Below are 26,136 nucleotides of genomic sequence, written 5' to 3'. Positions count from 1 at the left end.
AGGGCGAATGGACTTCATGACTGGGCCATGATCGCCAAGGGCTTGGCGGCTCTGGCGGTACGAGCGGTGATCAGCACCAGCACCCCGGCCAGCAGGTACATCGCGATCCCCAGGTACATGCTGGACACATGCCCGCCGGTGTGGCTGTTGATCACCCCGTTGAGCCAGGGCGTCACCGCCGGGCCGAGGTTGCCCAGGCTGCTGATGAAGGCGATGCCGCCGGCGGTGGCCGCTACCGACAGGTATTCGCTGACCAGGGCGAAGAACAGTGGCGTTCCGGCCTTGATCCCCACATAAGCCACACACAGCGCGGCCACTGACAGCAGCAGATGGCCGTTCAACTGGGTGATGATCGCCAGGCCGAACGCCGCGACGGCCATGCAACCGACGAAATGCCAGCGGCGCTCCCGGCGCTTATCGGAGTGCAGGCCGATCAGCACCATGCCGACAATGCCGATGATGTTGGGCACCGCCGTGATCAGCCCCACCTGCAACAGGTCCTTGGTGCCCCAGCCCTGGATCAGGCTCGGCATCCAGAACACCAGCATGTAGGTGGCCCCGAGGAACATGAAATAGGCCATGGACAGCAGGTAGATCTTGGGGTCGCGAAACATCTGCCCCAGGCTGCCCTGGGATTTGTCCCGGGCGTTTTTCAGGTCCTGGGCCATGTCGGCGTCCAGCAACTGCTTGTCGCGCGGGCTGAGCCACTTGGCTTGCTCCGGGGAGTCCGGCAGGTAGAAGAAGGCCATCACCCCGAGCACGCTGGCCGGCAGGCCCTGGAGCACGAACATCCACTGCCAGCCGTGGTAGCCGGCCACGCCGTTGAGGTACTTGAGAATGCTGCCAGAGACCGGCCCGGCGATGAGCCCGGCGACGGCCGCAGCGGTCATGAAGAGGGCGATCACCTGCCCCCGGCGCGGCGCCGGGAACCAGTAGGTGAAGTACAGGATCACCCCCGGAAAGAACCCGGCCTCAAAGGCCCCCAGCAGGAAACGCAGGATGTAGAACTGCAACGGTGTGGTGACGAACATCATCGCCGCGGCCACCACGCCCCAGCAGAACATGATGCGCAGCAAGGTCTTGCGCACACCGCTGCGCTTGAGCATGAGGTTGCTCGGCACCTCGAAGAGGAAGTAGCCGATGAAGAAGATACCGGCACCCAGGCCATACACGGCATCGCCAAAAGGCAGGGTCTGTTTCATCTGCAGTTGCGCATAGCCGATGTTGACCCGATCGAGAAAGGCGATCATGTAGCAGGTCATCAGCAGCGGCAGCAGGCGCCAGCGTATCTTCGCGTAGAGCGCGTCGAGTGCCTGGGCGGGATCGTGCAAGGCATGTGGATCTGGGACCGTTATTATTTTTCTAGTCATTGTCGTCTCCGGCGGAGTCGGTGGGTGCAGCGTCAGTGGAATCGAAATTCAGTGATTGCTCGCCTCGCGGTCCTGCAGCACGCGCCACATGACTTTGCCTGAGCCGGACTTGGGCAGGCTGTCAACGAACTCCAGCAGCCGCGGCACCTTGTAGGCCGCCATGTGCTGCTTCGACCAGTCGATGATGTCTTCGGCGCGGACCTGGCCCACGGCCTCGCTGCGCAGCACCACCAGGGCTTTTACCGATTCCCCGCGATAACCGTCCCGGACCGCGATGACACAGGCCTCATGCACCGCCGGATGCTTGAACAGCAACGCCTCGACCTCGGCCGGCCAGACCTTGAAACCGCTGCTGTTGATCATCCGCTTGAGGCGATCGGTGAGAAAAAAGTAGCCCTCCTGGTCCATGTGGCCGAGGTCGCCGGTACGCAAGAAGCGCTTGCCCTCGAACTCGACGAAGGCCGCGGCCGTCGCCTCGGGATTGCGCCAGTAACCTTTGAACAGCATCGGCCCAAAGGTAATGATTTCACCCACCTGGCCAGGCTCCAGTTCCTCCAGGGTGTGGGGATCGACCACCCGTGAATCGACCCCGAAGAAGGGCATGCCCAGGCATTGCAGCTTGGCCCGTTCGGGAGGGTTGCCATGGCTGGCGGCGGCGGTTTCCGTCAGCCCGTAGCCTTCGAGGAAGGTCAGGCCGAACTCCTGGCGCAGGCGCTCCGCTACCGCCTGGGGCATCGCCGCGCCACCGCCGTTGATGTGCACCAGGCTCGAGAGTTCGAAGTCCTGGTAATTGGGGCTGCCGAACAGATCAATGACCATGGTCGGGATGCAGGTCCAGTGGGTCACCCGATAGCGGGAAATCAGGCGCCCGGCCAGTTCCCGGTCCCAGCGCGGCATGATCACCGTGCTGGTGGCGTCGAACACCGCTCGCAGGACAAAGCACACCAGGCCAGTGACATGGAAGAACGGCACCACCCCTAGGCCCACCGACTCGACGGTGGACTGGGTCCAGCTGCCGCTGACGGCGTTGCTCATCAGGCTGCGGTGGCTGTGCATGCAGCCCTTGGGATGGCCGGTGGTGCCCGAGGTGTATTGCAGCAGGGCCAGGTCGTCGGCCTGGGCGCAGTGCTCGCCGGGGCTCAGGGCTTGCCCGAGTGCCTCCCGCCAGCACCAGTAGCCCTCGGGCAGCGGCGGCTCGCTGCGCAGCCAGGCATCGATCTCGACGCTGGAGGCTTCTTGCGGGTCCATCTCTGCCGGCGCCGGCATGGCATCGCTGTAGCGGGCCACCAGTACCGTGCGCAGCAACCCTTCGGGACCAAGCTCGGCACTCGCGGCCTGGGCGGTCGACGCCAGGTCCGCGGCGCAGATCAACACCTGCGCCTGGGCGTCGCCAAGCTGATAGGCCAGTTCCTCGACCTTGTTCATCGGGTTGACGGGCACCAGCACCGCGTTGGCCCGCAGGATGGCATAGCAGGCAACGATGAATTGCGGGCAGTTCTGCAAGTACAGCGCCACCCGATCCCCCGGCCCAACGCCGACCTTCTGCAACCAGCCGGCCAGGGCCAGGGCCTCGGCCCGCAGGGCGGCGAAGCTCAGGGCCCGCCCGAAAAACCGATAGGCCACCTTGTCCGGGTAACGCTGGGCCGCCACCTCCAGGTTGAACCACAACGAGGTGGCCGGCACCGTCAGGGCATGGGGCAAGCGCTTGGGCCAGACGCGATGATGGGGACGCTGAGTGCGAGTAGTGGACATGCAGACTCCTTCGAGGCCTGGATTGATCAAGGGGACAACCGCGAACAAGCGCACTCGACACCTGCGCCAATGACCAGACCTTGCGCCAGCGGGTATCGGCCCCGGGTCGATCCTGCCCCATGGGCCATGTTTTTTTCAATCCTTATATTTCGCTTTGCGAAATAAGATTCCGCATTGACCGGTAGATTATTCGCTGACATCCTGCATTTCAACGTCGAACACCCCCTGCGAAACACAATCAGAAAAATCACTGCGCCCTGGTAACGGCCCCTACGTTCACCCCGACACCGACCAGGGCCTGACACAAGAGTCATCGCCTATGAGTGCTGTGCCTGATGCACCGATCCTGCAAGGTCTGTTCAGCGGTTTTGCGGTCCATCTCGGCTTGAGCCTGCGGGAATACCGGCAGGCGCAAACCGTTATCGCAGTCACCGTTGAGCAGCACCACCTCAATCAGGCCGGCAATCTGCATGGCGGGGTCATCGCCTCATTGGCGGACACCGCGATGGGCATGAGCGGCACCTGGCATGCCGATCCGCAGCAATGGCGGCTGGCCCTGACCCTGTCGCTGAACATCAACTACATGGCGGCGATCCCCCCGGGAAGCGAGGTCCGCGCAGTGGCGCGCCTGCGTGGCGGCGGGGCGAAGATCTTCATGGCCAGCTGTGACCTGCTGGACGCCGACGATCGCCTGCTGGCCAGCGCCGAAGGGGTGTTCAAGCGCGGTCGCCTGCGCCTCGACAACCGCTGAAGGCCGCCTCTCGGGCAGGTGCGGCCCAGGGCACAGTGGGTGAAATTCAATTTCGTAGGGGAACCTTTGATTTCAATTCAGGCCGTTCCGGGATAACATTTTTTCTTTGTGTCCAAGAACTCGCTGTGTGGTCAACTGGCATTGCGACCGGCACCAGCCCTTACCGGAAGCCCCCATGCACGACCCGAACGACAGCCCGGAACAAGCGCCCAAAGACCGCAAGTTCGTCGAAGCCCTGGCCCGCGGCCTGGAAGTGCTGCGGGCCTTTACCCATGGCCATGCGGTACGCGGCAACCAGGACATCGCGCGGATCACCGGCTTGCCCAAGCCCACGGTGTCGCGCCTGACCTACACCCTGACGCAGCTGGGTTACCTCAAGTACAACCAGGACCTGGAGAAGTACCAGCTGGACTCGGCGGTGCTGGCCCTGGGTTACGCCTACTCCGCCAGCCTGCGGGTTCGCCAGCTTGGCAAACCCTTGATGGACGAGTTCGCGCGCCGCACCAACACCACCGTCAGCCTGACCTGCCGCGATCGCCTGTCGATGATTCACGTAGACAGCAGCCGCCCGCCCGAAGTGGCCAGCCTGCGCATGGAGCCCGGAGTTCGCCTGCCCCTGGCCACTAGCGCCGCGGGGCGCGCCTACCTGGCTGCCACACCAAAACTTGAGCGCGACCATTTGCTCGGGGAAGTGGCGAAGAAAATCGGCGATGAATGGCCAGCCCTGGAAAAGTCCCTGGAAGACTCCTTCCGCGAGTACGAGTCCCTTGGCTTCTGCCTGTCCCTGGGGGAGTGGGACCGCAACGTCAACGGCGCTGGGGTGCCGCTGCACCTGGCTGATGGCAGCATCATGGCCCTGACCTGCGGCGCCCCGAGCTTCCAGCTGTCCAGCGAAAAACTCGAAAGCTCCCTGGCCCACCAGTTGGTGATGCTGGCCCGGGACCTGGAAAGCCTCGGCGTCTGAGGCGGCCTGCGCCCTTGACTCCCGGGACATCAGGCCCGGGAGAGGTTCACACACACCAAAAAAAATGCCATGCAGCAACGGCTGACTGCCGCCAGCCGTCAGAAAAGAGAACAGGCCCCATAGCGGCCCCGGATCAGACCAAACGCTTCGGCAACGCCGCTTTCTCGTGCAGAGAAAGCGGCGTTGTTCCTTGACGGTTTGAGCTTGCCCGCAGCGCGGGGCCTGTTGGCCGATAGCCGCCTTGCAGCTACAGATCCCGGGGACGTCAGGGATTGGCCTGACGCCCCTGAAACCTGCACATGCCCGGTACTAGCGGGGGCTCCTCATCTGTTACCGGCCACGCTCTTGATGTTGCCGAAGGACGAAGACTGACGTATCTCTCCCCGGTCGACCCCCGCCAAACCACCAAGGACGGCATAGCTACCACCACTTACGTGACTGCTGGTGAGTGAGTTGACGACCCGGGATTTGTTTTCGCCTACCAGGCCACCCACCTTGCTACGCAAGCCTCCATAGACGCTGCCTTTGGCCGATGCCGTATCGATGAGACCACTGGCATGGGTGCCAACCAGACCGCCAACAGCGCTGGTACTCTCGCCCCGGACGCGTCCGCTGGCCGAGACCGAGCGCAGATCACCCGCGTTGTAGCCGACCAGACCGCCCACATGGCTGTTGGAGCCGCCGTATACATCGCCTCGTGCCTCGGCGTATTGGGTGATACCGCCAGTGTTGTGCCCAATGAGCCCGCCAACATGGGTGGAATCCACGGCAGCGACCATGCCCGAGGCTTCGGCACCGCTGATTTCACTGTTCACGTTCTTGCCGACCAGGCCGCCGACGTTGAAGCTCTTTTGTCCATAGTTCTCACCACTGGCCTTGACGTTGCGCAGAACGCTGTTCTGGTTGAGCCCCACCAGACCACCAGCGGTATCAAGCACCAGCCCAATCACCAATCCGCTGGCTGACGAGTCGGTGATCAAGCTGGAGTTGTTGAGACCCACCAACCCTCCTACGTTATTGCCAGCCCCGCCAAACACCAAGCCCGAGGCGTTGGAGCCCACTATGGTGCCGTTCTGGTTGATGCCCACCAGGCCACCCAGGTTGCGGTAGGCGTAGTCATGAATGCTGCCAAACCCAAGCGTTCCCGAGCTTGCAGAGTTAGCGATCGAGCCGCTCTGGTTGATCCCCACCAATCCGCCTATACCCACCAGAGCATGGCTGTTCATGGTGCCCCTGACATCGACATCGGCGCTGCTCCGGCTCACCGAGCCCGTGTTCAGGCCCACCAGGCCACCGGCTGCCGAAGTGAGGGTATTGCCCAGCACTACACCGGTGATCGACGCATTATCGATGGAACCGCCGGAGTTGATCCCCACCAGCCCGCCGACCTGGTTGTCCTGCCGGCTCTGGGCATTCACCTGCAGATCGCTGGCGCTGACGTTGGCAATGCGCCCGCTGTTGCGCCCGACCAGGCCACCGACAGCACTGGAACCGGAGGTGGGCTTGGCGCCGTTGATGGTCAACGAAGCCAGCTTGAGGTTGCCGATGCTCCCGGACGAGCTGGCGAACAGCCCGCCATCGGTGCCGTTGCTGTTGATCGTCAAACCGCTGAGGGTGTTGCCCAGGCCATCGAAGATGCCACTGAAGGCCTGCTGGCCACCGATCGAGGTCAGGTGCGCGCTGCTGTTGATGGAGTTGCCGAGGACGTAGCGACCGGCCAGGTTCTGGTCGATTGCCTGCAACTGCGTGGTGTCTTGAATGACCCGGTAAGCTTCGCCGTTGGCGTCGAAGCGCGCTCCGTTGCCGGACAGCGTGACGCCGCCATTCTGGCCCATGACAAACCCACTACCGTGGTTCAGCCCGAGGCTGCTGTTGCTGCCGCTCAGCGTCAGTTGACGGTTGAGCTTGATCTCACCCTGGGCATTGAGTTCGATTCGGGCATTGGCGCCACTGGCAGACAGGCGGTCATCCAGGCGGATGTCCTTGGCCGAGGAGAGGGCCAACCGGTTACCGCTGGACCAGCGCAGCCCGTTCTCCACCGCTACATCGCCCTTGCCACTGGCCAGTTCGATATTGGTCGTGGCCAGGTTGCGCGCCAGGGTGTCGGCATGGACGGTGTTGCTGTTGGCGTTGAAGAAGGAGCCCACCTTGACTTCGTTGCTGGCGATCTTCCAGGTGCCCGTGCGGCCGTCCCTGGACTGAGTGTTGACCTTGGTCGGCAGCAGTACCCGGGTGGTGGCGCCCCGAGTCTCGATCACCCCGCCATCGCCCTCGCCGCCTAGCGCACTGGCCTGCAACGAACCATCGACACTGACCACGCCCACATCACCACCGTCCAGGGTGATCCGACCGGCTTTTTGCGACAAGGTATTGGCTTCGATGGTGCCCCGGTTGTTGACCACGGTCTGCAGCATCGAACCCGCGCTCTTGGCGGTCATCAGCACTTGGCCGCCGTCGGCCTTGAGCAGGCCGCTGTTACTCACCAGTGCATTGAGCGCCGCGCTGTCGACGTGCAAGTCCAGCAACTGGTTGCTGTCGAAGCTGACGGTGAAACTGTTGCCCGCAGCCAAAGCCACGCGCCCGTTCTGGGCCTTGATCGTGCCTTCGTTGCGAACCTTCGCCCCCAGCAGAGCCACACTGCCACCGTCCGCCGCGGTAATAGAACCGAGGTTGGCGACTTCAGTCGCCGCAGTCCCGGAGAACGTGTAGCGGCCGGCCTTGAAATCGGCATCGCTGATGTCGCGGGTCGTAGCCACCAGGCCACCGACATTGACCTGAGCTTTATTGCCGAACACCACGCCATTGGGGTTGATCAGGAACACTTGGCCATTGGCATTGATCTGCCCCTGGATGTTACTGCCGTTGACACCGACCACCCGGTTCAAGGCAATCGAAGTGCTGGAAGGCTGATTGAAGGTCACCGATTGATTGGCCTGAACACTGAAGTCATTCCAGTTCGTGGTCAGCTTGTCCGTATGCTGGTTGATCGACATGTTCGGCCCCTGGGCAAGGATGTCCGCACTGCCGGACACCACCTGCCCCCCGGTGGGCAAGGCAAACGCCAAAGGCATCCCGACCAATGCCAGGAGACTGGCGACCGCCACTACCAGACCTTTGCCCGAGCCCGAACGCCGACGCCGGCGCGCGCCTTCGTGAGCCACATTCCAACAGCCCTGTGTCTGATTCCAGACCAACGCATAAACCTTATTCATAAAGCTCCTTATCGTATTCTCAATACCCGGCAAACCTTTGCAGAGCAGCACAACACGGCTGGGGCACAGCGCCCTGGCAGCAATGCGGTTAAGTGCTCGCACAATCCCAAGCGATGTACCTCGGGCCGCTCAGGACAAGCTGCATGGCAGCCCTGAATCAGGCCAACCTCGATATGCCGTGCTCGCGCACGGCATACCAAGGCAGTGGCCATTTCCTTGTATCAAGAGGGGGTGATCACCAGTTACGCGGCTCGCCCTGGTTGAGGTTGGCTGGCTGATTCAAGGGGCGGTCGTAGCCCGTGCTTGCGTAGTTCGGAGCTATTACCTTGATGTTGCCGAAGGCTGCCGATTGACGAATGTCACCCAGGTCTACCCCCGCCAGGCCGCCCAGCTGTGCATACTGGTTGCCCGAGACTTCGCCACTGGCGAGCGTGTTGACGATCCGCGCGTTGTTCTGCCCCACCAGACCACCGACCACGCTGTAGCTGCCCCCGGAAACATTGCCCTTGGCCGAGGCGGTGTCGATGAGGCTGTCACCCTGCTCAATCCCATGAGTCCCCACCAGACCACCGACCGCGCTCTTGGCACCGCCACTGACATCACCATGGGCCTCGACAGACTTCAGGTCCCCGGCGTTGTAGCCGATGAGCCCGCCGACATGGCTTTGATCCTTGCCAGTGACATTGCCCAAGGCCAGGGAGTTGGCAATGAGCCCACCAGCGTTGGAACCAACAAGCCCACCTACAGTGCTGTTGCTACCGCCCTGAACCAGGCCGGACGCTTCGGCAAGGCTGATGTCACTGTCAAGGTTCTGCCCCACCAGGCCGCCGATGTGCAGGCTGTTCCCCGCATTCACCGCGCCGCTGGCGTTGACGTTGACGTTGCGCAGCACGCTGTCGTGGTTCAGCCCCACCAGGCCACCGGCCGTGGCAAAGCTGTTGCCCTGCAACCTGCCGCTGGCTACCGAATCACTGATCCGGCCCGATTCGTTGCGACCGACCAGGCCTCCGGCGTTGCTCGCGCCAGTGCCGGATACCGTTGCCGAAGACTGGGAGCGCTCGATACGGCCGCCCTGGTTGTAACCCACCAGGCCGCCCAGGTTGGTGCCCTTGTAGCTGTAGCTGTTCCCACTGGAAACCGCTCCCGCACTGGAGGAGTCGGCAATCAGTCCTTGATGGTTGATGCCCACCAACCCACCCACTCCACCCTCGGCGTTGCTGGCGATGCTGGCGGTGAGCCGGACATCGGCGCTGCTGTTGGTCACGGTGCCGCCACTCCCCTCCAGCTGACGGTTCTCGCCCACCAGGCCACCGGCGGCCGAAGTGAGGGTATTGCCCAGCACCACACCGGTGATCGACGCATTATCGATGGAACCGCCGGAGTTGATCCCCACCAGCCCGCCGATCACGTTGTCCTGTCGGCTCTTGGCATTTACCCGCAGATCGCTGGCGCTGACGTTGGCAATGCTCCCGCTGTTGCGTCCGACCAGGCCACCGACAGCACTGGAACCGGAGGTCGGCATGGCACCGTTGATGGTCAAGGAGGCCAGCTTGAGGTTGCCGATGCTGCCGGACGAGCTGGCGAACAGCCCGCCATCGGTGCCGTTGCTGTTGATCGTCAAACCGCTGAGGGTGTTGCCCAGGCCATCGAAGATGCCACTGAAGGCCTGCTGGCCACCGATGGAGGTCAGGCGCGCGCTGCTGTTGATGGAGTTGCCGAGGACGTAGCGCCCGGCCAGGTCCTGGTCGATTGCCTGCAACTGCGTGGCGTCTTGAATGACGCGGTAGGCTTCGCCGTTGGCGTCGAAACGCGCTCCGTTGCCGGACAGCGTGACGCCGCCATTCTGGCCCATGACAAACCCACTACCGTGGTTCAGCCCGAGGCTGCTGTTGCTGCCGCTCAGCGTCAGTTGACGGTTGAGCTTGATACCACCCTGGGCGTTGAGTTCGACCCGGGCATTGGCGCCAGTGGCAGACAGGCGATCATTCAGGCGAATGTCTTTGGCCGAAGAGAGGGTCAACTGGTTACCGCTGGACCAGCGCATCCCGTTTTCCACCGCTACATCGCCCTTGCCACTGGCCAGTTCGATATTGGTCGTGGCCAGGTTGCGCGACAGGGTGTCGGCATGGACGGTGTTGCTGTTGGCGTTGAAGAAGGAGCCCACCTTGACTTCGTTGCTGGCGATCTTCCAGGTGCCCGTGCGGCCATCCCTGGACTGAGTGCCGACCTTGGTCGGCAGCTGTACCCGGGTGGTGGCGCCCCGGGTCTCGATCAGCCCGCCATCGCCCTTGCCGCCTAGCGCGTTGGCCTGCAGCGAACCATCGACGCTGACCACTCCTACATCACCACCGTCGAGGGTGATCCGGCCGGCTTTTTGCGACAGGGTATTGGCTTCGATGGTGCCCTGGTTGTTGACCACGGTCTGCAGCATCGAACCTGCGCTCTTGGCGGTCATCAGCACCTGCCCGCCGTCGGCCTTGAGCAGGCCGGTGCCGCTGTTGTGCACCAGCGCGTTGAGCGCGGCGCTGTCGACGTGCAGGTCCAGCAGTTGGTTGTCATCGAAGCTGACGGTGAAGCCATTGCCTGCGGCCAGCGCCACACGCCCGTTCTGCGCATTGATCGTGCCTTGGTTGGTCACCTTGGCCCCGAGCAGCGCAACGCCACCACCGTCAGCGGCAGTGATGGCGCCCTGGTTGACTACCTCGGCCGCCGAGTCGCCGGTGAACCGGTAGTTGCCGGCCTTGAAATCGGCATCGCTGATGTCGCGGGTCGTAGCCACCAGGCCACCGACATTGACCTGTGAGCCTTGGCCGAACACTACCCCGTTGGGGTTGATCAGGAACACCCGGCCATTGGCATTGATCTGCCCATGAATCTGGCTGCCATTGACGCCGACGACCCGGTTCAGGGCAATCGAGGTGCTGGTGGGCTGATTGAAGGTCACCGATTGATTGGCCTGAACACTGAAGTCATTCCAGTTCGTGATCAGCTTGTCCGTATGCTGATTGATCGACATGTTCGGGCCCTGGGCAAGGATGTCCGCACTGCCGGACACCACCTCCCCTCCCGTGGGCAAGGCAAACGCCGAGGGCAACCCGGTCATCGCCAGGAGACTGGCAACCGCCACCACCAGGCCCTTGCCGGAACCGGTACGCCGACGCCGGGCGCCCTCGTGAGTGACGTTCCAGCAGCCCTGGGCCTGGTTCCATACCAACGCATAGATCTTGTTCATGAAAACTCCATATCGATTTATCTACGTACTGCAAACCTTTACAGCACGGCACTGCCGCTGAAGCGCTCGCTAGGCCTTCAAGACTGAACGACGGTGTTGGGTAGAACTCGCCCACGGGCGAACCGGCTCAATGACCGGTCGCGCTCATGGGAAGGTAAAGGTGAACTCTGCGGCCCCGTTGGCCTCTCCGCCGGCCTGGACTTCCTGGTCATTGCCAATGCGGATGTAGCTGGCCCGCAAGGGAATGCTTGCGCCCTCGCCGATGCGCTGCATCTCGTAGCTCTGGCCGCTGTACTCGATGCGTTCCGAAGTCAGCCCATTGGTCATGACAATGCCGAACCCCCGGGTACTGGAATTGATCAGACCCAGTACGCCCGGGACCGACGAGCCCCCGGACTTGTCGATAAAGCTGATGCGAGGCTTGGCCTGCATCGAACAACGGCTCAAGCCGATGCTGAAAGGAACCGCAGGCGAGGTAGCGTTGACCTGGGGAAAGTCCGACAGGGTGAAGCGCCCCAAGCGCACCCCGATCTCTTTGTAGGCTTCCACCACGCAGGTCTTGGGCAGCTCGATGTTGATGTTGAAGTCCATGCCGCCCATGACCAGGCTCGTGCGGCAACTGCCGGTCAGCGGTGCGCTGAGCTGGCTCAATTGGGCCCCCAGGGTCGACTCGTTTTTTTCCAGGTCGTACGCATACAACTGCAGGTAGGAAGAGCCTGTTACCTGAGTCACTTTGAGGGTGCCCGTGGGCAACTGATCCGGTGGCACGGTCAGGATCAGTGACTGAACAATCTGGGTGACCATGGTCTGCTTGGGTAAACCGCTCTCAAAGACCAGGTCGTCATTTTTTTCCAAGGCAATCGGGTAGGTGACCTGGGCCACCCGTATGTTCTTGCCCCCTTGAGGAACAACCTCCAGTCGCAAGCCAATGCCGGCGACATTGGTAGGCGCGGCACCATCGTACTGCGGCGTACCGGGGGTCCAATGCCCCGCAGTCACCAGTTCCCGAGGTCTGCCGGAGACAGCCAGGTTGAAACTGGTATGCAAGGTCAGCGTACGCTGCCATAACACGGTTCCTACCGCGGTATTGGTGTTCAACGGGTTGATCAGCCGCCATTGCGTAACGGCGTTGCTGGTGACGTCGCAGCCCCTGGCATAACCGTTCACCGAGGCTGCGCGCGCTTGCGTGCCGACCCAGCCGCAAAGCATCGCTGCAAGCACGACGCCATGAACCCACAGGGACAGCGGTCTACGCTCGGTTACAAGCCTCAGCCATTGGCGAATCATCTGTCTTTCTCCCTGTCTGCACTGTTGGAGCACCGCCTGTGTGAACGGCCATGCCCTGCACAAACGAGATGGGTTGTCCAACAGTGGCCGGCTGCTTCCGGCCACCCTTAAGAAAGATCATCAAGGAACGAGACAAGCAGGTACCCGTCATCAGTCAGCACCCGGTACGCCAGGCATCAGCCAGGTGCACCGGGGAACTGTCCTTCCTCAGATCAGTGGGTACCGGTCATCAGTTGCGGATATCGCCCTCGTTCAGGCCGACCGCTGGCACTTGCGCCGCCAGCTCCTCCGCCCTGTTGTAGCGCATGTCGCCGTAGTTGACCCCGACCAGGCCACCGTAGGTCTGGGCGTTGCGCGCAACGAAGTTGATCTTGCCCGAGGCCGAAGAGTTACGCAGATCGCCCGTGTTCAAGCCGACCAGTCCGCCCAGGAGGGCAGAGACGCCGCCGCTCACCTGGCCATCGGCCAGGGAGTTGGTGATGAACGACTTGTTCTGACCGACCAGGCCGCCAACCGCACTCCGATCACCGCCCACTACGTCGCCTTTGGCCGATGCGCTATTGATGCGGTGATCGACAAGGTCGCCGTTGGTACCCACCAGGCCGCCGACAAAGCTGGTGACGCCGCCGCGGACGTCACCGCTGGCTTCGGCCGAACTCAGGTCACCGTCGTTGTAACCAACCAACCCGCCGACGTTGCTGATGTTGCCGCCGCTGGCATTGCCACGAGCCACGACATATTCGGTGTTACCGCCAAAGTTGTGTCCGATCAGGCCACCGACATTGCTGTTGGTACCACCTGTCACACTGCCGGTCGCTTCCGCCGTGTGGATCTGGCTGTCCTCGTTCTTGCCCACCAGACCGCCAATGTTGGTGCCGGTGGAGTCAGTCACCGTGCCAGTGGCCTTGACGTTCTTCAGCTCGCTGTTCTGGTTGAAGCCCACCAAGCCACCTGCGGCCAGGGACGTTACCCCGGTAACCGAACCACTGGCGCTGGAGTCGATGATGGTGCCATTTTTGTTGGTCCCCACCAGACCACCGATACGGCTGGCGGCATAACCCGAGACATTGACCGAAGAACTGGCGTTCTCAATCAGGCCGCCTTGGTTGTAGCCCACCAGGCCACCCAGGTTCGGGTCGATGTATGGTGGGCGAACAGGAGGGTTAACGGGTGGACGGAAACCCGTTCCGATCGTACCGGCACTCGAAGAACCCTTGATTTCCCCGCCCTTGTTGATCCCCACCAGGCCGCCCATGCCACCCACCTCACTGAGCTGTACGGTGCCCAACACCTGCACGTTGGTGGAGCTATTGGTAATGCTCCCCACACCGGCGCGGCCAACATTGTTTTCGCCGACCAGGCCGCCCATGGCCAAGGTGTTGTTGTTACCGGTCACCGTACCGGTCACCGATCCACGGTTGATGCTGCCGCCGGCGTTGACGCCGACCAGGCCACCGACGGTGTTGGTCTGATTGCTGTTGGCGTTCACGACCAGGTTGGTGCCACTGACGTTTTCGATACGGCCGGTGTTCTCGCCCACCAAGCCACCGATTTTTCCGAAGCCGGAGTTGGAGGTAGTACCGTTGATTCTCATCGACGCCAGCTTGAGGTTGCTGATACTGCCGGACGATCGGCCGAACAGACCACCGTAAGGCCCATCGGTATTGACGGTGAAACCACTGATGGTATTGCCCAGGCCCTCGAAGATGCCGTTGAACTGTCTGTTGCCACCAATGGTCTTGATGATGCCGGTGCCCTTGATGTCATTGCCCAGCACATACAGGCCACCGAGGTTGGTGCCGATCGCCTGCAACTGCGCGGAGTTCTGGATCACTGTGTACAGGTCATCATTGACGTCGAACGAAGCGCCGCTGCCGGACAGGGTGACCTGGCCGCGATCGCCCAGGACATAGCTGTTGCCGTAGACCAGGCCGAGGCTGCTGTTGTTACCGGTCAGCGCTACCGCACCATTGAGCTTGATGTCCCGATCGGCCTGGAGCTCGACACGAGCGCCTGTACCGCTGGCCTTCAGGTTTTTATTGAGGTTGATGTCCTGGGCCGAAGCGACGTTCAAGTGATTGCCGCTGCTCCAGTTGATATCACCGTCGATCGAAACGTCGCCGGACTTGCTGCTCAACTCGACGTTGGTGGAAGCCAGGTTAAACGACAGGGTATCGGCATACACGTTGTTGCTGCCGGGGGTGGAGGTTGGGCTGACATTGATATCGGTGGAACTGATCTTCCAGGTACCGGCCTTGCCATTGGTGGCCAAGGTGTTGACCCGGGCGGCCAGTTGCACCTTGGTGTCGGCGCCCTTGGTCTCCACGACACCGCCATCACCGATCGAAGTCAGTGCATTGGCGCTCATCGAGCCACCGACGTTGACCACGCCGACATCACCGCCGTCCAGGGTGATCTTGCCGGCCTTGCGCGACAGAGTGTTGGCTTCGATGGCGCCCTGGTTGTTGACCACGGTCTGCAGCATCGAGCCGGCACTGCGTGCGGTCATCAACACCTGCCCGCCATCGGCCTTGAGCAGGCCGCCGTTGCTGACCAGCGCATTGATCGCCGCGGCATCGACTTTCAGGTCCAGCAGGTTGTTGCTGTCGAAGCTGACGGTGAACTCGTCACCGCCACCCAGGGCCACACGGCCCTTTTGCGCCTTGATGTCGCCTTCGTTGCGCACGGTCTTGCCGAGCAGGGCCACACTGCCACCATCGGTGGTAGTAATCACGCCGTTGTTGACGATTTCAGCTTGTGAGGTCCCGGCAAACTTGTAGTTGCCGGCCTTGAAGTTGTCATCGCTGATGTTCTTGGTCGAGACCACCAGGCCACCGACGTTGACCTGAGCGTTGTTGCCGAATACCACGCCGTTGGGGTTGATCAGGAACACCCGGCCGTTGGCATTGATTTGCCCCTGGATATTACTGCCGTTGACGCCGATCACCCGGTTCAGGGCGACCGAGGTCTTGGTCGGCTGGCTGAAGGTCACCGTCTGGCCGCGGTTCACGCTGAAGTCGTTCCAGTTGGTGATCAGCTTGTCGGAGTGCTGGTTGATCGACATCTGCTTGCCATTCTCGAACGTCAGGATGTCTGCCTGTCCGGAGACTATGGTTCCTCCAGTCGGCAGCGCGAAGGCCATAGGCAAAGCGCCTATGCCCAGCAACCCGGCAACCATCACCACCAGGCCTTTGCGGGTTCCTGAACGCCGACGGCGCCGCGCCCCTTCGTCGGCCACACTCCAGCAACCCTGAGCCTGGTTCCATACCAATGCATAAACCTTATTCACGTTGACTCCTTATTTTACTGATTAACGCCTTGCAACTTTTGCAGGGCGGCACTACATCCGAAGCGCACATGCGCCTTCAGAAATACTGAGTCGCGCTTGCCCAGATCCTCGGCGTACGCTCGGGACCGCTGCCTTCCTGGTTGTTGTCCAGGGCCCAGGCACTGGTCACGCTGATCTGTTGCGAAGGACCGCTCCAACTGGCACCCACACCGGCGCCCGAAAGCTGGCGGCGGTTCTCATCGTGAATCCAGGGGCGTTTGTTGATCTGCACCGCGCCGTGATCGACAAACGCCTTGAGCTGCCAACGCGGGGCCAGGAGAAAGCGCAGTTCCAGGCTCGCTTGCCAGCCCTGGTCGCCACTGCTGGTGCCTTGGGGGTAGGCGCGCACATCGAAGGGGCCGCCGATGCCGAATTTTTCCGAGCTGTCCAGGTTGGTCGAAGACCATTGGCCGTTGAACTGGCCGTAGAGCTGAAAGCGCGGGCTCAGGTACTGCAGGCGCGCGGCATTCAGGTTGAGCTTCTGAAAGCCACCGTTGGTGCCGGCCGTGAAGTGGTCGCGCCACTGGTCCATCGGGTCGTCGATGCTCAACCGGCCACTGCCGTAGATGAGGTAGAAGAAGTTCTGCCCGCCGCCGAGCACGCTGTCCTGGGAGTTGCCGTTGAGGCTCAGGCTCCAGAGCTCCACATGCTTCTGGCTGCTGATTTCGAACAGGTCGATGTCGTCCCGCAGCCGCTTGTCCTCGTACTGCAATTGGGCGCTGAGATCGAAGGTGCGGCTGCGGATCAGCGGTTGAGTGATGAAGACACTGCCGATGCTGGCCTGGCCGTTGGCCTCCAGCAGCTCGAAGTCCCGGCCCAACTCGTACTTCATCCGCGAATAGGCCACGCCCAGGCTGGTGGACCAGGGACCTAGCGGGAGTTTGTAGGCGGCGCGGTAGTAGCGCTGATCCTCATCGCTGCCCAGCACCCGCAGGTTCAGCTGATCGCCCAGACGCAAGGGATTGTTGAGGTTGAGGCTGCCCCCCAGGCGGTATTCGCCGGTGTAGTAGCCGCCGAAGTTGTCGGCTTCCAGGGTGCCGCTGGCCCAGGGCCCGGGCTGCGCATTGACCAGCAGGTCGGTGGTGCCCCGCTGCTCACCGGCACTCAGGGTGCCCTTGACCCGAACCCCGGGAAGGTCGCTCAACAGCAGCAGGCTGCGCTCAAGATCGTCACTGCGCACTGCGGTATCGCTTTGCAGCGACGACAGGGGGCCGCTGATCACCGAGTTCAGAGCCCGGGACTGGTTGTTCACTTGAATACGGCCGTAACGGCCTTCCATGACCTCGATACGCACCACGCCGTCCTCGATGTCCTGGGCCGGCAGGAAGGCCCGGGCCAGCATGTAGCCCTGGTTCTGGTAATAGGTGGTCAGACGCTCGGCAGCCGCGCGCAGCTGGTTCAGATCCAGCTCCTGACCCTTGAGGTCCGCCAACTCGGCCTGCAGCGTCTCGTTGCTGAACACCTGATTGCCGACGATCACGAAATCGTTGACCTGCAGGCGGATGCCGGAGGTATCCGGAGCCTGGGCAGGGGCGCTCGGCGGCTTCGCCGGCAGGTCCAGTTCCGGCGCCGGAGGCTCCGGCAAGGCCGGTTGCGTGGCCTCGAGGTCACGCATCGCCTGCCCGGCGTTGGGCAACGCGGCAGCCGCCACCCCGGGCAGCATCAGCAGCAAGCTCAGGCAGCCCCAGGGCAAACACTGCCGGGGCCGTTCAAGACACCTCGCAGGCGGGTTGCTCAATGACTTGCCCAAGGCAACTTCAGTCTTGTATTCGCGCACTTCCACTCAGCGTCTCCCCGCTGTCTGTTGCCACTTGGTAATGAATTACCGTCTGATCCGGGACCTTCCCTTGCACCTCGGCCAGAGGAAGATCCGTCGAGCCAAAGGGCTCCACCGTGATCCCCTGCCAGGTGTTCGCTCGCGCTCCGCTGCCCAGGGTCAACTGGGCGAAGGACACGTAGTACGGTGTCGGGTTGCTGGCTCGCAGCGTCGTTGCAGGCGCACTTGCGCCGCTCAGGCTCCAACGCAGCCGCCCCACGGCCTCGGCTGCCGTGCCCGCCAGGCCCTGGGGGCGATACAGCAGCTTCATGCGCATGCGATAGGCCATCCGCAGGACGTTGCTGCCCACTGGCGCCAGGGACGGCACTTCAAGAAAGTTGATCCAGAACACCGACTCGCGATCGGCCGGCACAGGCTCGCCGCTGTAACGCACCACCAGCGCCGATCGCTGTCGCGGTTCAAGCCGGGACAGGGGCGGCGAGAGCACGAAGGGCACGACCAGGTCACTGGGGTTGGCCTCGGCATCCCCCTTGTCCAGCCAGGCCTGCAACAGAATCGGCGCCGGGCCGACGTTGCCGACCCGGATGGTCAAGGCTGACTGCCCGGCCGGATAGATGAACCGGGAGCCGGTAATCGACAGATCAGCCAGGGCCCAGGTACTGAACAGGGCCAACCAGCCCGCCAGCAGCCAGCGCCCGGCGCGTACCGGGCCCGGGGCCTCACGTCCTCCAGGCCCCATCATGTTTGCTCCTGCGGGCCTGGGCCCGCATCCACGGCAGGCACGGCGCGGCAAGGTTGTTCGAGCAAGTCGTAGCCGGTGGACGACGCGGACTCGCGCGCTGGCAACTGGTAGTCGATCAGGCATCGCTGATCGGGCTCGCTGCCCCACTCCACTCGGATCGTCCCCTGCTCCCGTTCGGCCCGCAGCACCAGGCGGCTGCCCTGACCCACCGCCCCCAGTTCCGCACCGCTCTGCACATCGATGGCGATGGCGGCAAACGGCAGCGCCTGGCCATTGGGCTGACGGCTGTCGATCAGGAACGCCCGGGCCCTGCGAGTCGGGTAGGAAAGCATCACCACCGAACCCGCCACGGGTGCCACGTGGCGTGAACTGACCTGCAACTCGACATCGTCGGCGATGGTGCCGGGATCGATATCCACGGTGTTCAATTGGTAGGGGCTCAAGCTGGGCACCACCGCATAACCTCGCCCATCCACCCGGGCCCCGGAGTTGCCTACCCTGGCTCCCTGGGCATTGGGGGCGTGCACCAGGCCCATGGTTTCGCTCAAGGGCTGGGAAAAGGTCACCCCCCCGGAATGCACAATCATGCCGCCGGACGCCCCCAGGGACTCCTGGCGATAGTCACTGCCCTGGGAAAAACTCGAGCTCAAGGAAACTTCAGGCAGGAAGTAATTGAGGCTGGCGTTGGTGGAGGTCTCTCGTTGCCGTTGATCACGGGAGGCAGACACGGCATAGGTGAGGTCGCCCTGCTGGTCCAGCAGCCCGGAAATGCCAGTGGTGTAGTGCGCACCGGAACTGCGGTCATGACTGGCGTAGGCATTGATCATGGTCCCGCGACGCCTTTCATTGCCCAGGGGAATCGTCAGGCTGAGGCTGAAAAAGGTGTCATCCGAGCCCTGGTTGCGCGCCGTTCCGCCAGAGGAAGCGCGCATGCGCTGGGCCATCAAGGAATAGCTGTTACCCCGCCACTGATTGCTGTAGCCCAGGGCAAAGTTGAGCCGCTGCCCCTCGCGATTCCAGTACTTGAGGGAGGAGCCGGTGACATACACCTGGCCACCATCATCACCCAGCTGCTGGTTGACGTTGATATCCAGGCGGTCTCGCAACCGGGCAAAGGACTCGGCGCGGTTGCCTCGATCGACATAGTCCTGCAGGGCAATGGCATCGCTCAGGCCCAGGTAGCCGCTGGTGGAGTAGCGATACGCCAACAATGAAAAATGAGTCCCGCTGTTGGGCAGGTTCTTGCTATATGACAGGCGCACACTCGAGCCCTGGATGTTGCCGCCCTGGGGGATCTCGGTTCTGGCCTGAGTCAGGTCCAGGCCAAAACCGCCCAGGGAGGTATTCAGCGCACTGCCAATCAGGGCCGACATGTAGCTGCCGGTCAATGCCGTGCCGGCATAAGCGGTGATCTGGTTATCCAGCCCATGGTGCAATGTGCCCTGGGCCACATACTGGCCGTTGCCGCCGCGCTCGGGGCTGGTCACCTGGCCCGCCGTGAGGCTGTAGCGCGAGGTTCCCGGGCGCAGCAGTTGCACAGTGGTGGCAAAGGGCACGGTAAAACGGCTGACCTGCCCATTGGCTTCGGTGACGGTCACGTCCAGGTCACCGCCAAAGCTTGCAGCCTGCAGATCGGAAATCTCGAACGGCCCCGGAGCGACGGTGGTTTCGTGGATCAGGTATCCACGCTGATACACCGACACCTTGGCGTTGGTGTTGGCCGTGCCTCGGACCTGCGGTGCATAGCTGCGCTGGGTATCGGGCAGCATGCGCGAGTCGCTGAACAACTGGACGCCGCGAAACGACACCGAGTCGAACAGATCGGTATCGGTGACGCTCTCCCCCACCAACAGCTGCGAACGCCAGTCCGGCAGGTCGGTCTGGGCGTAGATGTAGCCACGCTGATAGTCACTGCCAGTGGTTGGCGACCAGGTCACGGTACCGCTATGGCGCAAACGCAGGGCACCGATGTTCAGGCCCATGTTGAGCCCGGCATAACCATTGGTCTGGGTGACCCCGTTGCTTTGAGAGCTGAACAGGTTGGTGTTGTAGTTGAGCACCGCGGCGGGAATCCCTTGATTCCAACTTGCCGGATCAACGAAGTTCTTCGACATTTCCTGCTGCAGGAAGAACTGCGGTACGGACCACTCGATCTTCTGTTCTGCAATGTCGATGCGAGTGGTCACTCCCTGGATGTAACTGCCCAGGTCACCACAGAATTGCCCTTCGCCCTGCAGTGGATGGGAAACCCCCGCCTTCAACGCTGCATCTGCCTTGCTCAAGTCGATACCCAACTGCTGCAACAGTGAACGGTCGAAGCAGGGTTGACTGTTCTGGGCGTCAGCGCCGGCACGGAATTCAATTTCCTCCATCGCCCGCCACTGCCCGCTCACCAACAGATCCAGCAAGTACTTTCCCGGCGCGACATAGCCCAATTGTTCAAAGCGTGAAGTGTCGATGGGCATCCCTTTGCCTTGAAACAGCATCTGGCTGTCGAACACCATGGGCTGGCCGGACTGATTGCCCTGGATCTCTGGCTGATCGGGTGCCGAGGACTCTTCGTTGGCTGCCAAGCCTGTTGAACTGCCCATCAGCACAGCCGCCAGACACAGCGTTCGAACATCCGCAGCAGAATCTCGACTACACCAAATACCAAGGCGCGCAAAGACATCACGCCTATGACATTGAACGTTCAACATGCCGCGCTCCTATAGAGCTCAATGACACTGAGATACAAGCGAAGTTGAAATAGGAAGCCGGCTAGAGCAGCGGTGTGTTAATTAATCTGCGACCACCGAAATCGTTGATCACTTCATAGCGAATCGATGCCTTTTTCGGCTCTTTCGGAGCGCTGGCTGGCCAAGGGAAAACTTCATCGGAGAACGGCGCGACCATGCCCGGTTTCAGGGCTACGTGGCGTCCTTCAAGATCAACTTCCATGCGACCAAAAGACACGTAATAAGGTGTTGGATTGGTCACCTTGACCACAAGAGCGTCCGATTGTGTGGAGGCTTCTTTCAATTGAGTGCCGCGCTTGAACTCCCAGCGGAGTTTTTCAGCAGCGGTATGTGAGGAGCCCGCCAGGTTATCGGGGCGAAAGAAAATCTTGATACGCGATCTAAATGAAAACTGCAGTACGTTGTCCTTGTTTTCTTCACGCGGTGGCATTTCCAGCACATTCAACCAGAACAAAGTCTCGCGATCCTTTGCCAACGGCGCTTTCAAGTATGAAATACGTAACACCGCCGAGCCTTCCGGCTCCAGTCGACTAACAGCCGGTGCCAACAGGAAAGGAACTTTTATTTCTTCCGGATATTTACTGGCATCCCCGTCGTCAACCCAGCTTTGCGCCAACAGAGGCACGGTCCCCGGATTGGATATCTTCAACGTGACCTCACGAGCCTCAGCCGGGTAGACCAGACGAGTACCCTGCAGGATTATTCCGGCCTGAGCCGCTCCCGAGAACAACCCCAAGAGCATGGCACCGATAACGAGAGAATTTAAAAAACGCGCTACCGGCGCCATAACCAACTCCTTGGTAACTAACGTTTTTTACTGGTAAGCCAGGGTGTAACGGCTATGAGAAATACCCGAACCCGCCGTAACAGTACCGGTGGAGACATAAGCAGCCTTGTACTTCAGCGTGCCGGTCTTACCAGTAATGGTTGCGACTTGAGGGGTTGACTCGCCTTGTCCCAGTTGGATTTTGACCGGTGGTTGGACGTGGTCGTTATAGATCTGGATCTGCACGCCCGACGCCGACGCAGCGCCACCAGTCAGTTTCAGGTTGCCGGAAGCTGGATCGACGTTACCCACCTGATCGAACTCGATAGAGACCTTGGAACCGTCTTTGCAGTTGTCTCCGGAGAGCACCAGTTGGAACGGTTCTAGTGGGGAAGTTTTCCCAGCAGCTCCGTCGAATACCGATGGTTGGATAGTACCGAGATTGACGTTGGTTACGTTATTCAATCCAGGCGTCGACCCGTTAATGTTGCAAGACACATCAGTAATACTGCCACTGAAGTTGATGACACCATCATTAGCCTGGGCCATAGCCGGAATCAATGCTGCAAGCATCAGCCCGGAAGTTGCCACAGAGAACAGAGACTTACGTTTCATCTGATTTCCTTTTCCAAATGTCCCACAGAGGAAAAAACATATATCCCGCCACTTGGAAGAAACTAAAAGCTCCAACCGTGTAACAGAACAAAGCACTCACCCCCAATTAGAAGCTCACAAACGCTGCTGACTTGCAGTCCCGCAATCATCTTTAATTAAAAGAGATGCATTGGCTCGACAGCAGGCAATCACTCTATAGAAGAGCTTATTGATTCAGAACAAGACTGGATTGGTTAAGACCGCCTGAATCATCCGAGAAAACAAAAGGAAATTTCCTACGGCCAATAAAGAAACACTTATCAAGAACAAACAGCGTCTATGACTAACGATATAAACTCACGAAAGCCTCGCCCAATACCCGACAACAACATGGAATTATCTGCCGCTCTCAATAAGCATGCGCTGACTCAAAGGCGGCAAGGCACCGGTGCGCCTGCTCTGCAGGGACAGACAACATTCGTGATCGCGGGCGCACGAAAACCTGCCACCCGGGGGGGCGCCGCCATATGTTCCCCCACAAAAAAGCCCCGGGAATGGCCGATTCCCGGGGCTTTTTTGTGGAGTGCTGCGAAACAGAGCTTTCCCTCCGCGTGGTCATGGCTCGTCAACATTTGGCCAGGCACAGGGGACGCTGTGCCCTGGGTCGTCGCCACCGGCTTGAGGTGGCGTATCGATCAGTGTGCTGCACAGCGCAGGGCACACAGCAGGCCGGTTTCAGAACTTGGTCTGCAGCCCCATCCGCAGCGTACGTCCGGGTGCGGGCATGAAGCTCTGCGCCAAGGGGTCCAGGTAATAGCGATCGGTGAGGTTTTGCAGCGAAAGGTTGAACTGGGTGTGCTCCTGCAATTTGTAGTTGAGGAACAGGTCCACCAGCGCCACTTCGCGATAGTTCACCTGCGGCGTGGTAGCACCGGTCTGCCAGGGCTTGTCGACGGTGACAGTGGGACCGGAGGTGTAGGTGATACGTGTACCGAGGGTCAGGCTCTGGTCGAAAAAGCGCAGGCCCGTGGTCAGGTTTCCGGCAAACCGCGGCGGGTTCTGGGTGTTGGTGTAAGAGCCCATGAAACTGCCCGGGGTGCAGTCCGGAGTGCCGCTCAAGTCCTTGTACGGATTGCTGGCAGCCCTCAGCGTCGCGGCAAACGCTGCGTCACAGGTTTCGGTCTTCAGGTAGTAGGTGGACGACAAGTCGGCAAACATCCGTCCGGCGTCATAACGGGTTTGCAGCTCCAGGCCGCTGGTCTTGTAGCTGTCGGTGTTGCTGAAGCGCATCAGGCCCCACAGGCCCGGGGTCGGGTCGTAGTAGCGGGTGATGTAGTTCTTGATGGTGTTGTTGAAGTAGGCCACCTTGAGCGCCGCGGTGTCGTTATCCAGCAGCAGGCCCTTTTGCAGGGTGCTGGCACCGATTTCCCAGTTGCTCGAACGCTCGGGCTTCAAACCCTTGCCCGGGGTGGTCTGCTGCACACCGTGGCCGGTTTCGAACAGCGAGGGCATGCGAAAGCCTCGGGTGTAGGAGGCGTAGAGGAAGGTGTCGGGCAATACCTCGAGATTGATGCCGAAGGCCGGGGCAAAAGCGCCTCCGCTGTTGCTCTCCTTGCCGGAATAGTCAAAGCCGGTGACCACCCTGCCGAATTGCGGAGAGTCAACGTCGGTACTGGTCGCGCCGTATTGGTCATAGGGCGTGCCCTCGAACGGGTAGTTGGTGTTGGTGAAGACAATACCGTTGTTCAACCGAGGGTCGGTGGCGTCGGTGTACAGCCCGTTCTGGTCCGGAAACCACATCAGGTATCCATAGTCCCCCGGCTTCGACACTGTCACGTAGCGGTGTTCTCGCTCCTCTCGCCGCGCCGTTGCGTGGGCCACCTGGTCCTTGCTGCGAAAGTGGGTATACCGGCCACCGCCCCATAGCGTCAGGCTGTCCACCGGCTGGTATTCCAGCTTGCCGTTGAAGCTGAACTCCTGCCGCGAGCCCTCCCGCAGGCTGCGGTTGGCGTTGATGTCGTCCTGGGTGGTAACCACTCCTTTTTGCGGGCGCAACTCCTCCAACTGGAAGGAGCCGCCCAGGTCCAGCTTCAGGTCGCCGTAATCGGTCTCGAACCGCGAGGTATTGGCCAGGCCGCCCCCGGTGCGGCGGTTGGCCTGTCGGCTCCAGGAGCGGTCCGTGCGGTAGGCCTGGGAGGCCGGTGCCGACCAGGCGGACAGCTGGCTGGTTTGTGCATCGGTCAGCCACAGGTCGGCGGTCAGGTCCACCAGCGGGTTGCCCGCCGGCAGGTAGTTGTAGCGTGCGGTGTAGGTATCGATCTTGGTGTGGCCCAGGGGGTACTGATAGATGCCTCCGGTGCCGAAACGGAAGATGTCCGAGGGCATGATCTCGCCAATACGTCCGTCATAACGGCGATAGCCCAAGTCGAAGGTGTGGCCGTCCGCCGGACGCAGGGTGGTCTTGAGCAGGAACGAGTCGGTCTCCGACGACGAGTTCAACACCTCCTCACCGGCGTTGTAGGTGGTGGCCACACTGGTCTCTTCATCGCCCCAACGGTCATAGGTGCGGTAGCGGTCCTGGCCCTTCTTGCCGGAAAAGTAGTTGCCCTGGTTGCGGTGGGCATAGGCTGCCACCACGTCGAACAGCTCATGGGAATAGGCAAACGCGGCACTGCCGGCCTCCGCCTCCGAGCCAAACAGGCCGCCACGGCTCTGGTGCGGTTCGGAGTACAGGTCCTCGGTCCTGGAGTGCGGGTCACGCGAGGCGGGTGCGACCCCGTTGTTCCACAGATCGCCCTTCAAGCGCAGGCCAATGTTCTGACCGTCCTTCAGGATGTCCTCGACACCGATGGTGCGCATCTTCACCGTGCCGCCAATGGCACTGGAGGTCAGGCTTGGGCCCTTGTCGATGACGATGTCGCTGATCATGTCCGGATCGACGTAGCTGCGTTGCTGAGTGCCCGCATAACCGCGATACACATCCAGCGCCTGCTGCGAACCATCCACCGTCACCGCCACTCGGCTCTGGCCCTGGATACCGCGGATGTTGACGTCCAGGCCCCCGCCATTACGGCTGTCACCCACCTGGACCCCGGGCTGGCCTTTCAATACGTCGCCGACCGAGACCACGCCAAAGCGCTGCATGTCTTCGCCGGAGATGTACACCGACGAGCGCGGCGCCCGATATACGTCTTCCTGCTCGAGGTTTTCGCCCTTGACCTTCTGGATTGGCAAAGCCACCGCTTCCAGCCCCTGGCGCAATAGATAGCTGCCGTCTGCCTGGCGCTGAAAGGTCAGCCCGGTTCCCAGCAGCAGCCGCGCCAGACCGGCTTCCGGGCTGAAGTCGCCATGCAATCCCTGGCTGCTCTTGCCCGCCGTGAGGCTTGCATTGCCCGCCATGCTGATTCCGGCCAGGACGCCAAAACGCGACAGCGTCTGGTCCAGCGGTCCGGCATCGATGCTGAAGTGCTGCGCCGCCGCAGCGGCGAACACCGACAGGCCGCACAGAGGCTGCAGACTCAGGAAAATCAGGCCAAGGGTGCGGGCGCGCAAGGCGCGGGCAGGGTCAATCATGCAAGGCTCCTAGAGGTCGAGGCCCGTCTCTTGCGGCGGGCTGTTCCTGT

14 protein-coding genes are annotated in these 26,136 nt (G+C 61.6%); 2 read left to right on the top strand and 12 right to left on the bottom strand.

The window, feature by feature from the left end; all coding sequences use genetic code 11:
- Positions 1-14: 14 nt before the first annotated feature.
- Positions 15-1,331 (bottom strand): MFS transporter, encoded by a 1,317-nt coding sequence (locus tag U873_RS0109000; RefSeq protein ID WP_256244309.1) that lies wholly within the window; start codon positions 1,329-1,331, stop codon positions 15-17.
- A gap of 87 nt (positions 1,332-1,418) precedes the next feature.
- Positions 1,419-3,122, bottom strand: coding sequence for a long-chain fatty acid--CoA ligase (locus U873_RS0108995; protein WP_025127931.1), 1,704 nt, complete (start codon positions 3,120-3,122; stop codon positions 1,419-1,421).
- A 319-nt stretch (positions 3,123-3,441) separates the two neighbouring features.
- On the opposite strand from U873_RS0108995, the gene U873_RS0108990 reads away from it, so the two are divergent.
- Together U873_RS0108990 and U873_RS0108985 are read left to right on the top strand one after the other, a co-directional pair.
- Positions 3,442-3,873, top strand: coding sequence for a PaaI family thioesterase (locus U873_RS0108990; RefSeq protein WP_025127930.1), 432 nt, complete (start codon positions 3,442-3,444; stop codon positions 3,871-3,873).
- 175 nt (positions 3,874-4,048) lie between these two features.
- Complete coding sequence (locus tag U873_RS0108985) at positions 4,049-4,837, top strand: IclR family transcriptional regulator (RefSeq protein WP_025127929.1); 789 nt, start codon at positions 4,049-4,051, stop codon at positions 4,835-4,837.
- A gap of 323 nt (positions 4,838-5,160) precedes the next feature.
- Here the strand turns inward: U873_RS0108985 and U873_RS0108980 are convergent, their stop codons facing one another.
- From U873_RS0108980 to U873_RS0108935, 10 genes are all read right to left on the bottom strand, one after another.
- Positions 5,161-8,049, bottom strand: coding sequence for a GLUG motif-containing protein (locus U873_RS0108980; RefSeq protein WP_025127928.1), 2,889 nt, complete (start codon positions 8,047-8,049; stop codon positions 5,161-5,163).
- Positions 8,050-8,284: 235 nt separating this feature from the next.
- A complete protein-coding gene (locus tag U873_RS0108975; RefSeq protein ID WP_025127927.1) occupies positions 8,285-11,281 on the bottom strand; it encodes a GLUG motif-containing protein in 2,997 nt (998 codons plus the stop codon).
- A gap of 144 nt (positions 11,282-11,425) precedes the next feature.
- Complete coding sequence (locus U873_RS0108970; protein WP_025127926.1) at positions 11,426-12,568, bottom strand: fimbrial protein; 1,143 nt, start codon at positions 12,566-12,568, stop codon at positions 11,426-11,428.
- Positions 12,569-12,797: 229 nt separating this feature from the next.
- A complete protein-coding gene (locus U873_RS0108965; RefSeq protein WP_025127925.1) occupies positions 12,798-15,857 on the bottom strand; it encodes a GLUG motif-containing protein in 3,060 nt (1,019 codons plus the stop codon).
- 76 nt (positions 15,858-15,933) lie between these two features.
- Positions 15,934-17,559 carry a ShlB/FhaC/HecB family hemolysin secretion/activation protein gene (locus U873_RS0108960; RefSeq protein ID WP_025127924.1) on the bottom strand — a complete coding sequence of 542 codons (1,626 nt, stop codon included), beginning with the start codon at positions 17,557-17,559 and terminating at the stop codon, positions 15,934-15,936.
- A gap of 94 nt (positions 17,560-17,653) precedes the next feature.
- Positions 17,654-18,415 (bottom strand): fimbria/pilus periplasmic chaperone, encoded by a 762-nt coding sequence (locus U873_RS0108955; RefSeq protein WP_051586063.1) that lies wholly within the window; start codon positions 18,413-18,415, stop codon positions 17,654-17,656.
- Positions 18,412-21,006 carry a fimbria/pilus outer membrane usher protein gene (locus tag U873_RS0108950; protein ID WP_025127922.1) on the bottom strand — a complete coding sequence of 865 codons (2,595 nt, stop codon included), beginning with the start codon at positions 21,004-21,006 and terminating at the stop codon, positions 18,412-18,414. Before U873_RS0108950 ends, U873_RS0108955 begins: the two co-directional genes overlap by 4 nt.
- 169 nt (positions 21,007-21,175) lie before the next feature.
- Positions 21,176-21,940 carry a molecular chaperone gene (locus U873_RS0108945; RefSeq protein ID WP_025127921.1) on the bottom strand — a complete coding sequence of 255 codons (765 nt, stop codon included), beginning with the start codon at positions 21,938-21,940 and terminating at the stop codon, positions 21,176-21,178.
- Between the two features lie 27 nt (positions 21,941-21,967).
- The gene (locus U873_RS0108940) at positions 21,968-22,534 is read right to left on the bottom strand and encodes a fimbrial protein (RefSeq protein WP_025127920.1); all 567 of its coding nucleotides are present in this window, start codon (positions 22,532-22,534) and stop codon (positions 21,968-21,970) included.
- A gap of 714 nt (positions 22,535-23,248) precedes the next feature.
- Positions 23,249-26,086, bottom strand: a complete 2,838-nt coding sequence (locus U873_RS0108935) for a TonB-dependent receptor (protein ID WP_025127919.1) — start codon at positions 26,084-26,086, stop codon at positions 23,249-23,251.
- Positions 26,087-26,136 lie beyond the last annotated feature (50 nt).

It is taken from the genome of Pseudomonas sp. PH1b, assembly GCF_000633395.1.
Taxonomy (GTDB): domain Bacteria; phylum Pseudomonadota; class Gammaproteobacteria; order Pseudomonadales; family Pseudomonadaceae; genus Aquipseudomonas.
The sequence above is the reverse complement of the archived record's forward strand: the minus strand, read 5'-3'. Positions and strand labels throughout refer to the sequence as shown.